The following is a 15327-nucleotide window of genomic DNA, read 5'->3' on the forward strand; positions in this document are numbered from 1 at the left end:
CGCAAAAGAAGGCGCGGCCACCGGGGCCGCGCGATATTTTATTGATCGAGGAAGCTGCGCAGCTTGCGCGAGCGGCTCGGGTGTTTGAGCTTGCGCAGGGCCTTGGCTTCGATCTGGCGAATACGTTCGCGGGTGACTGAGAACTGTTGGCCAACCTCTTCAAGCGTGTGGTCGGTATTCATGCCGATCCCGAAACGCATCCGAAGGACACGTTCCTCACGCGGGGTGAGCGATGACAGCACGCGGGTGGTGGTTTCCTTCAGGTTTTCCTGAATGGCGGAATCCAGCGGCAGAACCGCGTTCTTGTCCTCGATGAAATCGCCCAGCTGGCTGTCTTCCTCATCACCAATCGGCGTCTCGAGGGAGATCGGCTCCTTGGCGATCTTCATCACCTTGCGGACCTTCTCAAGCGGCATTTGCAGCTTTTCGGCCAGTTCCTCTGGCGTTGGCTCGCGGCCAATCTCGTGCAGCATCTGGCGACCGGTACGAACCAGCTTGTTGATCGTTTCGATCATATGCACCGGAATACGGATGGTGCGTGCTTGGTCAGCAATCGAACGGGTGATTGCCTGACGGATCCACCATGTCGCGTAGGTCGAGAATTTATAGCCGCGACGGTACTCGAACTTGTCCACGGCCTTCATCAAGCCGATGTTGCCTTCCTGAATGAGGTCAAGGAATTGCAGGCCACGGTTCGTGTACTTTTTGGCGATGGAGATCACGAGACGCAGGTTCGCCTCGACCATTTCCTTCTTGGCCTGACGGGCTTCTTTTTCGCCCTTCTGAACCTGCTGCACGATGCGGCGGAATTCTGAGATATCCAGACCAACGTACTGACCAACCTGCGCCATGTCGGCGCGCAGTTCTTCAACCTTGTCGCTGGAGCGTTCGATGAACATCTGCCAACCGCGACCGGACTTCTCGGCCATGCGCTCCATCCAGTTGGGATCAAGCTCGTAGCCACGATAGTTGTCGACGAATTCCTTGCGGTTGATCCGTGCTTGGTCGGCCAGCTTCACCATGGCGCTGTCGATCTGCATGATGCGGCGGTTGATGCCGTAAAGCTGATCGATCAGGGCTTCGATGCGGTTGTTGTGCAGGTGAAGCTCATTCACCAAAAGCACGATCTCGGAGCGCAGCTTTTGGTACATCGCTTCTTGGTCCTTTGAGAAGGACCCGTCTTCGTTCAGCGTGGCCGAGATGCGGCTGTCCTGCATCGCGCTAAGCTTTTCGTAATCATCTGCGATGATGTCGAGCGCTTCGAGCACTTGAGGCTTCAGCGCAGCTTCCATGGCCGCAAGGCTCATGTTGGCCTGTTCGTCCTCATCGTCATCATCGTCCGTCGAGATCGGATTGCCGTCAGCGTCGTACTCGGGCTTCGAGTCTTCGCTCTTGGTCTCGCTCCCGGCGGTGGGGGCGACCACGGGAGAGGTCTCTTCCTCGTCGCCCATCTGCGTGCCGAAGGTCGCCTCAAGATCGATCACATCGCGCAACAGAATGTCTTCGGAAAGAAGTTCGTCGCGCCAGATTGTGATCGCTTGGAAAGTCAGCGGGCTTTCGCAAAGCCCGGCAATCATCGTGTTGCGGCCAGCCTCGATGCGCTTGGCGATGGCGATCTCGCCCTCGCGGCTGAGCAGCTCAACACTGCCCATCTCGCGCAGGTACATGCGCACCGGGTCGTCGGTACGGTCAAGTTTCTCCGAGGTGCCCGAAGACAGCGCCACATCGCGGTTGGATTCAGTCGTCGCGATTTCGGTCGAGCCCTTGGCCTCTTCCTCTTCGGCTTCCTCATCCTCAATGATGTTGATGCCCATTTCCGAGAGCATCGACATCACGTCTTCGATCTGTTCCGAGCTTACCTGATCAGGTGGCAGCACGGTGTTCAACTGATCGTAGGTGATATAGCCCTTTTCGCGCGCCTCACCGATCATCTTCTTCACGGCGGCCTGGCTCATATCGAGCGAGTGGCCTGCTTCGGAATCGTCGGTCTTTGCGTCGTCGTTCGTATCTTTGGCAGCCATCTCATGCTCCTCCAGCGCGTCAGCGCGAATCATCCGCAGATGATTCGGTTTTCCGAATCATGCGGGGTTCTTGGTGATTCTTAAACCCGTTACCCGGCATTTTCAAAAAGTCCTTCAAAAGGGTCACGTTGATGCCTCATCCGCGGCCCTTCGACTTGTCATATTTAATCGTTCCTAGCAGCGCGTCGAGGGCGCTGCGTTCATCGCGGCTCATGGTCATGCCGTTGTCGCCAACGTCAAATTCACCGTTGTTGTCTTCCTGTGCACTGCGGCGGGCAATGTCGGCGGCGCGGGCCGCTTCGCTCAGACGCCAGGTGACCCCCTCGTCTGCCGGGCCGCTTAAGTCTTCTACGGCTTCGGCAATTTCCTCGTTCAGCCCGCGGGCGGCGTCCAATTTGGCCAGTTCCTCGGCCACGGTCATCCGGGTCATTTCCACATTGCCGGGTTTACGGATGCAGGGCGTGATCGCAACGTGGCGTTGCGCCTTGATGTTTTCAAGGGTTTCCCAGCCCAGAGAATAGGAAATCTCTTCGCGCAGCACCTCTTCACCGGCATGGCCAAAGCGCAGCAGAAGGTCGCGCAACCGCGCGTGGTCGGGGTCCGCGCAGCCCATCCCTTCCAGCCCGGTCTCAAAGGTTTCGATCAATTGGGGGCAGCCTGCCAAAGCGACTAGGATCACGGCCTCGCGCAGATGCATGCCCACCTGATCATCGCTCATCGCCACAAGGGCTGAGGCTTTGGTGCTAGCCAAGGGTGCCAGTGGAGCGCCCCAGTTGCCCCCTTTGCCGCCCTTACCGCCGCCCTTGCCCGGCCCCCTGCCCCCTTGAGGGCGGAAATCAGCGCGCTGTTTTTGCGGGCGGAAGAGATCCCACCGTAGGTCTTTGATCTCTTGCCCGTAGTGGCTGCGGATCGACGGATCGCGGATAAGTTTAATCTTTTCGCGTAAACTTTTATCCAGCGCAGCCTTGCGTTCGGGGCTGTCGAAAACCTTGCCTTCAGTCTCGCGCTGCCAGAGCAGGCGAACCATAGGCAGGGCGCCGTCCAGCAGTTTTTGCAAGGCGCCCGCCCCTTGTGCGCGCAGCAAATCATCGGGGTCTTGCCCCTCGGGCATCATGGCAAAGCGCAGGCTTTGCCCGGCCTCCAACAGCGGCAGGGCCAGATCAATCAGACGCAATGCCGCGCGTTGACCCGCCGCATCGCCATCCAGCGTGATGATCGGCTCGGGCGCGATACGCCAAAGCATCTGCAATTGGTTTTCGGTGATCGCGGTGCCGAGCGGTGCCACGGCTCCCTCAAAGCCCGCGCCATGCAGGGCAATCACATCCATATAGCCTTCGGCCACGATCAGTGGCTGACCCCGGCCTGCAGCGGCGCGGGCGTCTTTCACGTTGTAGAGGCTTCGGCCCTTGTCAAAAAGTTCGGTCTCAGGAGAGTTGAGGTATTTAGCCTTATCTTCCGGGTCCATCGCGCGGCCACCAAAGGCAATCGCCCGGCCCCGGGCATCCCGGATCGGGAACATGATGCGGCCGCGGAAAGTGTCGTAAGGCCGTCCGCCCTTCGTCGAAGGTTTTGCTAGCCCCGCGCCAAAGATCAGGTCATCCGCGACCCTTTTCGCCTTCAGCGCGTCCCACAGCCCCTGCCAATTATCTGGGGCAAAGCCAATTTCCCAATGCGCCTGCGCCTGTTCCGACAACCCGCGCTTGGCCAGATAGTCACGCGCCGCCCCTGCAGCCCCAGTGCGCAGCTGCAGACGGAACCATTGCACTGCCTGTTCCATCACCTCGGCCAGTTGCGTGCGTTTGTCGGCCTTGGCCTGCGCGCGCGGGTCTTGCTTAGGAACCGGCATGCCGACTTCGCGGGCGATGATCTCCACCGCCTCCATGAAGCTTACATTCTCGGTCTCGCGCACGAAAGAGATCGCATCGCCCTTCGCGTGACAGCCAAAGCAATAGTAGAACCCCTTGCGGTCATCGACGTGGAAGCTGGCCGATTTCTCCTGATGGAAGGGGCACGGCGCCCACATGTCGCCCTTGCCCTGATTGGACTTTCGATTGTCCCATATGACCTTGCGCCCCACCACCTGAGACAGGCTGGCGCGGTCACGCAGTTCTTCCAAAAATCCAGGGGGCAGGCTCATGACTTCATATACCGGGCGGGGCGGATCAGAGTCCAGAGGAGGCAGGTCAGCCACGGGCGGCAAAGCGCCCTTCCATACTGGGCAGCGCCCCTGCCCAGTATGATGCTTGTCAGCTTACTGCGCGAGGCACATTTCTTTCCATGCAGCGGAAAGATCGTTCTTTTTCACATCGCGCATTTTCATTTCATAGACCCAAGGGGTCACCAGCGGGATCGCGGTGTTAAAGCTCTCGGGCCATGTTGCCTTAGCCTTCACGGCGGCGGGGACTTCGCGTTCTTTCACCCGGTCCAGCCGTGCCTGCTGCACGGCGGCGACCACGGCGGCCTGATGCATACAGCTGTCTTCTTTTTTCGAGGCTGCCAGCGCCGGGCCCGAGACCGCCATGCTCATTGCGGCCAATGCGGCCAAAATCGTTCTGTTCATGTCTATGCTCCATCGTTTGCCAAACGGGGATTCGGGCCCCCGCCGGATAACCTAGCGCCGCGATGCCACCGCTTCCATAGCGCGGCGCAATTCCTGCACCAATGTGGCGGCCATCGACCGATAGACCATCAGCAGAAACCCGGTCTCGGTGCGGGTGATCGAAGCGGGCATGTCGCGCAATTGGCTGCGCAGGGTCTGGCCGGATTTGAACGCCGCATCGCGCAGATCCACCGGTGCCAATCGCGCCAGCACATCCTCGGCCCCCGCCCCCTGCAATTCCGCCACCGCCCATCCGTCCGAGACCTCTACAAGGGCTGCATGTTTCGCAAGCGCCTCATCAGGCGTAGGCCCGACAAGCAGCGCCTCTTCCCGGCCAAACCACAGGCATTGGGCATCGCCCTCAGCGGTGCTCTGAAGTGGCTCTGGCAGTGCAACCCCATGGGCCGCCTCAAGCGCTTTGGAGAGGCCCGCCCGATCAAACACGCCCAGTACGGTCAACTGGCCCAGATCACGGGCCGCCACCGTCATGTCACCGATGTGCAGCGGGAGCAGCTCGCCGAACGGCGTTTGCGCTTTCAATTCAACCACGGGCGCGCCCTCCTTCCGGGTCCACAAAGACCGGGGCGCAGATCTCCACCTCGGCCTCGATTTCGCGCAGATGGTCGACCATGCGCATCACCTCCCCATACCGTGCGCGGCCCCGGGTAACAAAGCCCAGCCCGACAAAGGTACCGACATCCGGCGCAAAACCGACCGAAGTCGTATGCCCCTGCACATTCTCGCGCATGGCCACGGCCCCGGCCTCGAACAGAAACGCCCCTGCGGTCAACTGCTTCACCGCGCCCACAGGCCGCAGCCCCACCAGTTGCGCGCGGCTTGGATCGCGCAGGCCGGGGCGTTCCGACATGGTCTTGCCGATACAGTCCTTGCCGTCCGACACCATGCGCTCCATGCCGATGTCGCCCGCCGTGGCGCGCCCATCAATCTCTGCATGGGTGATATGGCCCTTTTCCAACCGCAGCACGTTCAGCGCCTCCATTCCGTAAGCGCCGCCCTCCATCGCCTCGGCCCGCGCGACCAGCAGATTGAACAGCGCCGCGCCAAAGCGCGCTGGCACCGCGATCTCATAAGCATGTTCGCCGGAAAAGGAGATGCGGAACAGCCGCCCATCCACCCCGCCGAGCCGCACGTCGCTACAGGCCATGAAAGGAAAGCTGTCATTTTCGACCGGCTGCTCCAACAACCCATTCAGCAAATCGCGCGACTTCGGCCCTGCCACGGCAAACTGCGCCCAGTGTTCGGTGACCGGGGTCAGATGCACTTGCCATTTGGGATGCAGACATTGCGTCACGAATTCCAGATGGCGCATCACATCACCGGCAGCGCCGGTGGTGGTGGTCATCAGGTAATGCGCCTCCCCCAACCGCGCGCAGGTGCCATCGTCCATGACGAAACCATCCTCGCGCAGCATCAGCCCATAACGCACCTTGCCGACCTTCAAAGTGCTGAATTTGTTCGTATAAATCAGATCGAGAAGCTTGGCCGCATCCGGCCCCTGAATGTCGATTTTGCCTAAGGTCGAGACATCGCAGATACCCACCGTCTTGCGGACAAACCCGACCTCGCGATCACAGGACTGACGCCAGTTGCGTTCCTGCCCGCGTGGGAAATAGCTGGGGCGATACCACAGTCCCGCCTCCACCATCGGGGCGTTCATGGCAAGGCTGGCCGCATGGCTGGTGGTCAGCCGTTCGGGCGCAAAGCCCTTGCCCTGCCCGCCCGCTCCCATCGCTGCAATCGCAACCGAGGTATAGGGCGGGCGGAAGGTGGTCGTGCCCGTCTCAGCAATCCCACGCCCCGTGGCATCGGCCAGCACCGCCAGCGCCGCTACGTTGGAATTCTTACCCTGATCCGGTGCCATACCCTGCGTCGTGTAGCGCTTCATATGCTCGACAGAGCGGAAGCTCTCCGCCGCTGCTTGCTGCACGTCTTTCACGCAGACATCGTTCTGAAAGTCGAGCCACGCCCGCCCTTTGCCCGGCACCGCCCAGAGGGGCTTGAGGCTATAGGGCGCGTCATCGGCCTGCGGCAGGTCCACGGCCTCTGCCTTGCGGCCCAAAGCCTCCAGCGCATCCCCTGCCGCTGCCACACCCGCCGCAAGACAGCCATGGGTTGAGAAAGTTCCGTTGCAGGCCCCCGCCACATGCATCCCCGGCACCGCGCCGGGGCTCGGTACGAAGGCGTGGATCGCTGGATCCCAAATGGGTCGCCCACCCAGATGGCAGGTCAGATGCACCGAAGGGTTCCAGCCGCCCGACATGGCCAAGCAATCCACCTGTATCTTATGCTCTCCGCTCGCTGTGCGAATGGTGACCGACTCCAATTCTTTGCGCCCCGATGCTTTGCAGACAACGGCACCGTTCAGCACCGGGTAATCCGCGCCAACAACGCTGACCCCTTCACGGCTGTCGATCAGCGCGGCCACATGCACCCCCGCCGCCGACAGATCGCGAGCGGTGCGATGCGCGTCGTCGTTGTTCCCAAAGACCGCCATCTGTTTGCCCGGTGCCACGCCCCAGCGGTTCAGATAGGCCCGGACCGCACCGGCAGTCATGATGCCCGGGCAGTCGTTGTTGGCGAATGCGACCGGGCGCTCCAAGGCCCCCGCCGCGAGGAGCGATTGCTTGGCCGCGATGCGCCAGAAACACTCCAGCGGCGCGCCCTCGCCCCGCCGCGCACGGTGTTGATTGACCCGCTCCAACGCACCGAACATGCCGCCGTCATAGGCCCCGGTGACCGTCGTGTGCGGCATAAGGCGCACGTTGTCCGTCGCCGCCAGTTCCGCCACCACGCCCGCGGCCCACGCATGGCCCGGCTCACCGTCGACACGTTCGTTCTCGGCATTCAGCCGCCCGCCCATCAGCGCATCTTCGTCGGCGAGGATCACATCCGCCCCCGCCCGCGCCGCCACCAGCGCCGCCATCAGACCCGCCGGGCCTGCGCCGATCACCAAGAGATCGCAAAAGGCATAGGCTTTCTCATAGGCGTCGGCATTGGGCTGGCCGCTCAGCCGACCAAGCCCTGCCGCGCGGCGGATCACTGGCTCGTAGACATGTCGCCAGAACCGACGCGGCCACATGAAGGTCTTGTAATAGAACCCCGCCCCCAGAAAGGGGGCGCCAGGGTCGTTTACCGCCATGAGATCAAAATCAAGGCTCGGCCAAGCGTTCTGGCTGCGCACCTGCAAGCCTTCGTAAATCTCTTGCATCGTAGCGCGAACGTTGGGCTCCGATGCGGGGCCAACCCCGGTGGTCACCAGCGCGTTCGGCTCTTCGCTGCCCGCGCTGAGCACCCCGCGCGGGCGGTGATATTTGAACGACCGCCCAATCAATCGCTGACCGTTCGCCAGCATGGCCGAGGCGACCGTGTCGCCCGCAAAGCCGTCATAGCGCCGCCCGTCGAAAGTAAAGCTGACCGGCGTCTCCCGGTCGATCAATCCGCGCCCTGCGATCCTCATGCCATGGCCCTTTTCACATCAGACGCCAGTTCGACGGCGTGAACCGCATGGGTCACCGTATCGCGGGTGACGACCAGCCACGCGCCGCAACCGCCCTCATGCTGCCACAGGTCGCGGGTCTCTCCCGCCGGGTTGTCGCGCAGGTGAAGGTAAGCATCCCAATCCTCTTCCGAGGCGTCGGGCGCGGGCCGCGCTAAGGCGATGGCATCGCCGCGATAATAAAACTCCCGCCGGTCCCGGCTGCCGCAAATGGGGCATTCAATCCGCATGGTCGCCCTCCCTTAATGCAAGTTGTGCTGAGACCCGGTGGCCTCTTCATCCATCAGACCTTCGCCCGAGCGGAACCGGTCGAGCCGGAAGCCCGCCGCTGTCTCATGCGGCTGCCCGGTGGCCATCAGATGCGCCAGCGCATAGCCCGATGCCGGCACCGCCTTGAAGCCGCCGTAGCACCAGCCGCAATCGATGAACAAACCCTCGGTATCCGTCTTGTCGATGATCGGGCTGCCGTCGGGCGTCATGTCCATGATCCCGCCCCAAGAGCGCAGCACGCGGGCCTTGCCCAGCATCGGCATCAGGGTCATCCCCGCCTCCATCACATGTTCCATCATCGGCAGATTGCCGCGCTGCGCATAAGAGGCGTAGAAATCCAGATCGCCGCCAAAGACCAAGCCGCCCTTGTCGGACTGGCTGATATAAAAATGCCCCATGCCGAAACTGACCACATGGTCGATCACCGGCTTGAGCCCCTCGGTGACGAAGGCTTGCAAGACATGGCTCTCGATCGGCAGGCGCATCCCAGCCATGGCCGCCACCTGCCCCGAGCGCCCCGCCGTGACAATCGCCACCTTCTTGGCCCGGATCGCGCCGCGCGTGGTTTGCACCCCGCGCACCGCGCCGTTTTCAACGTCGATCCCGGTGACCTCGCATTGCTGGATCAGATCGACCCCGCGCTGGTCCGCGCCGCGGGCATAGCCCCAAGCCACTGCATCATGCCGCGCCGTGCCGCCGCGCCGGTGCAGCAACCCACCATAGACGGGGAAACGCCCGTTGTCGTAATCTAGATAGGGCAGCAGACGGCGCAAGGCGTTGCGGTCGAGCAATTCCGCGTCATCGCCTTGGTTGATCATCGCATTGCCGCGCCGGGCCGAGGCATCGCGCTGCGCGTCGGAATGAAAAAGGGTAATCACCCCGCGCTGGCTGAACATCACATTATAGTTCAACTCCTGCGACAGCCCCTCCCAGAGCTTCAGCGAATGGCTGTAGAACTCGGAGTTGCCCGGCAGGATGTAATTGCCCCGCACCACGGTGGTGTTGCGCCCGACATTGCCGCCGCCGAGGTACCCCTTCTCCAGCACCGCGATATTGGTCATGCCGTGATGCTTGGCGAGATAGTAGGCCGTGCTCAACCCATGCCCGCCGCCGCCGATGATCACCGCGTCATACTCAGGCTTCGGCGCGGGATCGCGCCAATGGGGCGTCCAGCCGCGATTGCCGGTCAACCCTTCGCGCAACACCCGCAATCCTGAAAAGCGCATTCCGATCCCTCCCCCAGACCGGGCCACTGAACCAAGTCTGCGCGAAAGTATCAATCACCGAAAAGCTCTACCGAAGGGCTGCGCCCGCCGCATCGCCAAGCCGCGCCGCCATTTCGCGATAGGGGAATGGCCCGTGGCTGATCCGAGCCACGCCACAGGCCGAAAGTGCTGCGTTATCCGGGGCGGTTGGTGATTTCAGCACGTTCACTGGCAGATCGACTGCGGCGCAGACCTGCGCGATCAGCGCAGGGTCGATAAGACCGGGCACGAAGTAGCCGCTTGCGCCAGCCTCCCCATAGGCCCGCCCCCGGCGGATGGCCGCGTCGATCTGCGCGGCGTGATCTTTGACCGCGGATTGCAAGAACAGATCGCAGCGCGCGTTGATGAACAACGGCACTCCTTCTGCTTCCGCCGCCCCGCGAATTGCCTCGATGCGCCGTCTTTGCAGGTCGATGTCATGCAGACCGTCGCCGCCCACCACCTGATCTTCAAAGTTCAGGCCCACCGCACCCGTGCCGATCAAAGCGCGGATGTTGTCGCCCAAATCCTCTGGCGAAATGGCGTAGCCGCCCTCGAAGTCGATGCTGACCGGAAGATCGACCGCCTGCACAATCTCGCTCGCAACGCGCAACAATCTGTCCAGCGGCAAGGCCTGCCCATCCGCAAACCCCTGCGCTGCGGCAACCGACCAAGACCCTGTCGCGATCGCCTTGGCCCCGGCATCTGCCACAGTCCGGGCCGATCCTGCGTCCCAGATATTATACAGCACCAGCGGGTTGCCCTTGCTGTGCAGAAAGGCAAACTCCCGTGCAAAACCCTGCTGATCCACCGCCGAGACCTCCCTAAATGCAACTCGGGGGGGCGCATGCCCCCCCGGTATGATCTTTTACAGTCCCTTGGCGCGGTAGCTTGCCGCCACCTTTTCGATTGAGACCAGATAGGCCGCCGTGCGCAGGTCGTCTACGTCATCGCGGCTGTGCCAGACATTTGCCATGGCCTCATAGGCTGTGCGCATCGTGTCATCGAGACCCGACCGGACCAGTTCCAACTCGCCCGCCCCGCGCAGATACTTCTCTTTGAAGTTCGGGCTCAGGGTCCAGCCCAGTTCCTTGTCAGCCGAAAGCCGCTCCAACTCGTCGACCACCAGTTGGTGGCGCGATTCCTCGGCGCGGCGCTGCATGCGGCCAAAACGGATGTGGCTCAGGTTCTTGACCCATTCGAAATAGGACACCGTCACACCGCCGGCGTTGGCATACATGTCCGGCACAATCACGGTGCCCTTCTTGCGCAGCACTTCGTCGGCCCCGGCGGTCACCGGGCCGTTCGCGGCCTCGATAATCAGCGGAGCCTTGATGCGCTTGGCGTTGCCGAGGTTAATCACCCCTTCAAGTGCTGCCGGGATCAGGATGTCGCATTTCGCTTCAAGCAGCTTGGCACCATCGGCTTCGCAATGGGTGTCGGGATAGCCGGTGATGGTTCCGTGTTTGGTGATCCACTGGTGAACCGCCTCTACGTTCAGCCCGTCTTCGTCATGCAACGCGCCGTCGCGTTCGATGATTGCGGTGATCTTGCAACCGTCTTCCTCGCTCAGGAACTTGGCGGCGTGATAGCCCACATTGCCGAGACCCTGAATGATGACGCGCTTACCCTCAAGCTTACCGCTTAGACCGGCCTTTTTCAGCCCTTCGGGATCGCGGAAGAACGCCTGAAGCGCATATTGCACGCCCCGGCCCGTGGCCTCGGTCCGGCCTTGGATGCCGCCCGCGTTGATCGGCTTGCCGGTCACACAGGCGACACCGTTGATGTCGGTGGTGTTCATGCGTTTGTACTGGTCCGCGATCCACGCCATCTCACGTTCGCCCGTGCCCATGTCGGGCGCGGGCACGTTTTGGGCGGGGTTGATCATGTCGCGCTTGATCAGCTCATAGGCAAACCGCCGGGTGATCAACTCAAGCTCGTGCTCGTCATAATCGCGCGGGTCGATGCACAGCCCGCCCTTAGAGCCGCCAAAGGGCGCTTCGACCAAAGCGCATTTATAAGTCATCAACGCCGCCAGCGCCTCGACCTCGTTCTGGTTCACCGCCATGGAATAGCGGATGCCGCCCTTTACGGGCTCCATATGCTCGGAATGGACCGAGCGGTAGCCGGTGAAAGTATGGATACGGCCGCGCAGGCGCACGCCAAAGCGCACGGTATAGGTGGCATTGCAAACGCGGATTTTCTCTTCAAGACCGGGTGGCAAATCCATCAGCGCGACCGCGCGGTTGAACATCAGGTCCACACTGTCGCGGAAACTCGGCTCATTGGCTGGATTCATCGGTCTCTCCTCTTCTTATCTGGCCGCGTTACCTCTGGTTCTGGGGCGCGACTCATCTGGCTGCCCTTGGGGCATGCCGCGGCACCCTAGGATGCCTCTTTGCAAGGTGCGACCTATTTAATCGCTATTTGCAAAACTTTATCAACCGTGGGTAGGCAAGGGTCAGCCCCCCTCCCCGAACAAGGGAATACCCGCGACTTTGCAGGGGCTTTTTCCCGCGAAACCTCCCCCGTTCGCCGCCTAATGCCCCAGATGCGCCAAACTCTGGACACTTTCCCCCAGCAAAAGAATGACAAGGCAAATGCCGTCCATTCCCTTTGGCGCATGCTGCGTGCCAAAGGAAGAAAGGTTGATGACGATGACCACACCACCTCGGAGTTCAGGGTTTCCCCGGCGGCGCTTGCCCGCGATGCTTCAGCGTTTCGCACGCGAAGAAGACGGGCTGGTCACACTGTTTGCCATTCTGATGATCCTGTTGATGATCCTTATGGGCGGTGTCGGCGTTGACCTGATGCGCCACGAGCGGGAACGCTCAAGGGTGCAGGCCGTAGCCGACCGTGCGGTGCTGGCGGCGGCCGACCTCGATCAGACACTCAGCCCCGAAGCTGTCGCCCGCGACTATTTCGACAAGTCAGGGCTGGCCGACTACATCTCAAGCGTGAAGGTTGAAGAGGGGTTGAACTACCGCCGTGTCACGGTCGATGCCTCGCGCGATCTGAACACCATGTTCATGAGCAAGTTCGGCCAAGACAAGCTGCATGTCCCCGCCAAAGCAACGGCGGAAGAAAAAGTAGCCAAAGTTGAGATTTCCATGGTGCTCGATATCTCCGGCTCCATGCGTGAAAACGGCAAAATGGCCAACCTCCATGATGCCAGTGATGTGTTTATTGATACCGTGCTCAAGCCCGAGAATGCCGATCTGATCTCAATCTCGGTGGTGCCCTATACCGCGCAGGTGAACATCGGGCAGGACATCATGGATCAGTTGAACATCACTCAGTTGCATTCCTTCTCCCACTGCGTCGACTTTGACGACAGCGAATTTGACCTTACCGGCATCAGCCAGACCCGCAGCTATGAGCATATGCAGCACTTTGAGGCGGGTTTTAACTGGAACGGCTATCACCGCGAAAACACCGGGCGCTACGACAATATCTATAACCCCGGCTGTCCGAAACAAAGTTACGAAGAAGTGGCGACCTACTCGCAGAACGCGACCGCGCTGAAAAACCGTATCTCCAATTTCCAGCCCCGTGCGAACACCGCAATCCATCTGGGGATGAAATGGGGCGTGGCCCTGCTGGACCCGTCCTTCCGCCCAATCAATCAGGCCATTGGCGGCGATGCTGTGTTCCAAGGACGCCCGGCTGAGTATGACGACATCGACACGCTTAAGACGGTGATCCTGATGACCGACGGCGTGAACGTGACCACCCGTCGGATCAACCCGCAGGCCTATGCCAACAAAGATCACTACCGCCACTGGAGCGATTACCCCTTTTACTGGTGGCTTAACCGCAATGTCCGCTCCAGCGAACATTACCGGTGGTACACGACCAAATACACCGCCACTCAGGCCGATAATTTGCTGGATAAGATCTGCGATGCGGCCAAGGCTAAAGGCATCGTGATCTGGTCCATCGGCTTTGAAGTGACCGACCACGGCGCGTCTGTGATGAAAAACTGCGCCTCGTCGGACAGCCATTTCTTCCGCGTCGAAGGGGTTGAGATCGTAAACGCTTTTGAAGCCATCGCACGGCAGATCAATCAGTTGAGACTGACCCAATGATACAGAGAACCATCAAAGCATGGCGTCGGTTTCGCGGTGATGAGAATGGCTCGGTGATGCTGATGGAGTTCGCCATCCTGTCGCCGCTGCTCTTTGGCTGTCTGCTTATGTCGCTGGAGATGAGCTTTTACGCCATGCGCCACATGTTCCTCGACCGAGGCTTGGATATGACGGTGCGCTACATCCGGCTGAACACCAATACAGAGATGACGCATCAGACGATCAAAGACAAAATCTGCGAGTCGGCTGTGTTTTTGGAGGACTGCAAAACGACCCTGCGCCTTGAAATGATCCGCGTTGATCCACGCAATTTCGCAACCTTTGATCAGACCCCTGATTGCGTCGATACTTCCGAAGACCCCAAACCGGTGCGCGGCTGGAACCTTGGGGTGGAGCACCAGTTGATGCTGCTGCGCGCCTGCGCCCAATTCGAACCCTTCTTTCCGACCACCGGCCTTGGCTATGCCCTTAAGAAAGACGGCGCAGGCCGTGTTTCCATGGTCTCAAGCGCGGCCTTCGTACAGGAGCCGAACTGATGTGCGTGCTGTCCTCCATGCTGACCCGATTCAAGCGGAGCGAAGAGGGCTCGATCGCCGTTGAGACGGTGATCATGCTGCCGCTGATGTTCTGGGCCTATCTGGCCATGTATTCGACCTTTGACACCTTCCGCATGTACAACCTCAACCAGACGGCAGCCTATACCGTCGGCGACGCCATCTCACGCGAGACACAGGCGATTGATCCCAATTACCTGCAAGGGATGCATGAACTGTTTGAGTATCTAACCCGCGGCACCGGTCAGACGGCGATCCGCGTGAGTTCCATTTGGTATGATCAGGAAAACGATCGCTTCCACACCGATTGGTCGCAGGTTCGGGGTACCGTTCAGCCTTTGACCAGTGAGGATGTGCACAGCTGGCACAGCAAACTGCCCGTCATGCCCAACAACGAACGTGTCACCTTGGTGGAGACATGGCGCGATTTCGATCCGCTGTTCAAAACCGGGTTAGAGCGCCGCGACATCTATAACTTCGTCTTCACCCGTCCACGCTATGCGCCGCGCACGGTCTGGTCTGACAGTTAAGTGGAGTTGCGTTCGGCCAGTTTGGCGCGAATGATCTCGGCAATCAGCTTGGTCTCATTGGCCGGGGTCATGCCGCCCACACCGATACGGCGACCAAGGCTCCACCACAGGCCCAAGCGCCAGCCGCGTGGCACGCGGCGGTTGGTCTTGAGCAGAAAACCGTTTGAGGGTTTGACCGCGAACGCCCCCTGATCAATACGCTCGATCTCGTCCATGCGGACGATCACCCGGCCATCGGCATCGCGCAGCGCCTCATCGGTGAGCTGCACGGCGCTGGCTGTTGAGCGGCGCATCACCTCGGCAATGGCAATGAACCCAAGCCCCACAAGCGCCAGCGCGATCTGCCACCCCGGATCCGGCGAGCGGTTGAAGGCAGAATAGAGCAACATTCCACCCAGCCCCGCCAGCGACAAAAGCCCGATCCCGCGCCGTGCCGGGGAAGCCTTGGCCGTGGCCAGGACGTTGCCAGTGCCTGTATGCATCATCTGGGAAGTATTGGTCATC

The 15327-nt window shown here is 61.0% G+C and carries 13 protein-coding genes; 3 read left to right on the top strand and 10 right to left on the bottom strand.

The window, feature by feature from the left end; genetic code table 11:
- Nucleotides 1-38 precede the first annotated feature (38 nt).
- The 9 genes from rpoD to K3759_RS11005 all read right to left on the bottom strand — a co-directional run bounded on the left by rpoD (nt 39) and on the right by K3759_RS11005 (nt 11950).
- A complete protein-coding gene (rpoD, locus tag K3759_RS10965) occupies nt 39-2021 on the bottom strand; it encodes an RNA polymerase sigma factor RpoD (protein ID WP_259981776.1) in 1983 nt (660 codons plus the stop codon).
- Between the two features lie 136 nt (nt 2022-2157).
- The gene (gene dnaG, locus K3759_RS10970) at nt 2158-4158 is read right to left on the bottom strand and encodes a DNA primase (RefSeq protein ID WP_259981778.1); all 2001 of its coding nucleotides are present in this window, start codon (nt 4156-4158) and stop codon (nt 2158-2160) included.
- 114 nt (nt 4159-4272) lie between these two features.
- The gene (locus K3759_RS10975; RefSeq protein WP_259981781.1) at nt 4273-4581 is read right to left on the bottom strand and encodes a hypothetical protein; all 309 of its coding nucleotides are present in this window, start codon (nt 4579-4581) and stop codon (nt 4273-4275) included.
- Nucleotides 4582-4632: 51 nt separating this feature from the next.
- Nucleotides 4633-5169, bottom strand: coding sequence for a sarcosine oxidase subunit gamma (locus tag K3759_RS10980; RefSeq protein WP_259981783.1), 537 nt, complete (start codon nt 5167-5169; stop codon nt 4633-4635).
- Nucleotides 5162-8098 carry a sarcosine oxidase subunit alpha family protein gene (locus K3759_RS10985; RefSeq protein ID WP_259981785.1) on the bottom strand — a complete coding sequence of 979 codons (2937 nt, stop codon included), beginning with the start codon at nt 8096-8098 and terminating at the stop codon, nt 5162-5164. Before K3759_RS10985 ends, K3759_RS10980 begins: the two co-directional genes overlap by 8 nt.
- Entirely contained in the window at nt 8095-8367 is a 273-nt protein-coding gene (locus K3759_RS10990) for a sarcosine oxidase subunit delta (RefSeq protein WP_243260985.1), read from the bottom strand. Before K3759_RS10990 ends, K3759_RS10985 begins: the two co-directional genes overlap by 4 nt.
- A gap of 12 nt (nt 8368-8379) precedes the next feature.
- Nucleotides 8380-9633 carry a sarcosine oxidase subunit beta family protein gene (locus K3759_RS10995; RefSeq protein WP_259981787.1) on the bottom strand — a complete coding sequence of 418 codons (1254 nt, stop codon included), beginning with the start codon at nt 9631-9633 and terminating at the stop codon, nt 8380-8382.
- Between the two features lie 67 nt (nt 9634-9700).
- On the bottom strand, nt 9701-10462 hold the full coding sequence (locus K3759_RS11000) for an isocitrate lyase/phosphoenolpyruvate mutase family protein (RefSeq protein WP_259981789.1): 762 nt from the start codon (nt 10460-10462) through the stop codon (nt 9701-9703).
- A 57-nt stretch (nt 10463-10519) separates the two neighbouring features.
- Nucleotides 10520-11950, bottom strand: coding sequence for a Glu/Leu/Phe/Val dehydrogenase (locus K3759_RS11005; protein ID WP_259981792.1), 1431 nt, complete (start codon nt 11948-11950; stop codon nt 10520-10522).
- 352 nt (nt 11951-12302) lie between these two features.
- On the opposite strand from K3759_RS11005, the gene K3759_RS11010 reads away from it, so the two are divergent.
- The 3 genes from K3759_RS11010 to K3759_RS11020 are packed head-to-tail and all read left to right on the top strand — an operon-like array spanning nt 12303 to nt 14823.
- Nucleotides 12303-13739 carry a Tad domain-containing protein gene (locus K3759_RS11010; protein WP_259981793.1) on the top strand — a complete coding sequence of 479 codons (1437 nt, stop codon included), beginning with the start codon at nt 12303-12305 and terminating at the stop codon, nt 13737-13739.
- On the top strand, nt 13736-14275 hold the full coding sequence (locus tag K3759_RS11015) for a TadE/TadG family type IV pilus assembly protein (RefSeq protein ID WP_259981795.1): 540 nt from the start codon (nt 13736-13738) through the stop codon (nt 14273-14275). The genes K3759_RS11010 and K3759_RS11015 overlap by 4 nt, the downstream gene beginning before the upstream one ends.
- On the top strand, nt 14275-14823 hold the full coding sequence (locus K3759_RS11020) for a TadE/TadG family type IV pilus assembly protein (RefSeq protein WP_259981797.1): 549 nt from the start codon (nt 14275-14277) through the stop codon (nt 14821-14823). The genes K3759_RS11015 and K3759_RS11020 overlap by 1 nt, the downstream gene beginning before the upstream one ends.
- Here the strand turns inward: K3759_RS11020 and K3759_RS11025 are convergent.
- A complete protein-coding gene (locus K3759_RS11025) occupies nt 14820-15326 on the bottom strand; it encodes a hypothetical protein (RefSeq protein WP_259981798.1) in 507 nt (168 codons plus the stop codon). The genes K3759_RS11020 and K3759_RS11025 overlap by 4 nt on opposite strands.
- Nucleotide 15327: the final 1 nt, after the last annotated feature.

It is taken from the genome of Sulfitobacter sp. W027 (assembly GCF_025143985.1).
Lineage (GTDB): Bacteria > Pseudomonadota > Alphaproteobacteria > Rhodobacterales > Rhodobacteraceae > Sulfitobacter.

What these genes read in the sequence shown, in the direction of transcription:
- rpoD (WP_259981776.1), bottom strand. Translation starts at nt 2,021, where the DNA reads ATGGCTGCCAAAGATACGAACGACGACGCAAAGACCGACGATTCCGAA.
- dnaG (WP_259981778.1), bottom strand. Translation starts at nt 4,158, where the DNA reads ATGAGCCTGCCCCCTGGATTTTTGGAAGAACTGCGTGACCGCGCCAGC.
- K3759_RS10975 (WP_259981781.1), bottom strand. Translation starts at nt 4,581, where the DNA reads ATGAACAGAACGATTTTGGCCGCATTGGCCGCAATGAGCATGGCGGTC.
- K3759_RS10985 (WP_259981785.1), bottom strand. Translation starts at nt 8,098, where the DNA reads ATGAGGATCGCAGGGCGCGGATTGATCGACCGGGAGACGCCGGTCAGC.
- K3759_RS10990 (WP_243260985.1), bottom strand. Translation starts at nt 8,367, where the DNA reads ATGCGGATTGAATGCCCCATTTGCGGCAGCCGGGACCGGCGGGAGTTT.
- K3759_RS10995 (WP_259981787.1), bottom strand. Translation starts at nt 9,633, where the DNA reads ATGCGCTTTTCAGGATTGCGGGTGTTGCGCGAAGGGTTGACCGGCAAT.
- K3759_RS11005 (WP_259981792.1), bottom strand. Translation starts at nt 11,950, where the DNA reads ATGAATCCAGCCAATGAGCCGAGTTTCCGCGACAGTGTGGACCTGATG.
- K3759_RS11010 (WP_259981793.1), top strand. Translation starts at nt 12,303, where the DNA reads ATGACGATGACCACACCACCTCGGAGTTCAGGGTTTCCCCGGCGGCGC.
- K3759_RS11015 (WP_259981795.1), top strand. Translation starts at nt 13,736, where the DNA reads ATGATACAGAGAACCATCAAAGCATGGCGTCGGTTTCGCGGTGATGAG.
- K3759_RS11020 (WP_259981797.1), top strand. Translation starts at nt 14,275, where the DNA reads ATGTGCGTGCTGTCCTCCATGCTGACCCGATTCAAGCGGAGCGAAGAG.
- K3759_RS11025 (WP_259981798.1), bottom strand. Translation starts at nt 15,326, where the DNA reads ATGACCAATACTTCCCAGATGATGCATACAGGCACTGGCAACGTCCTG.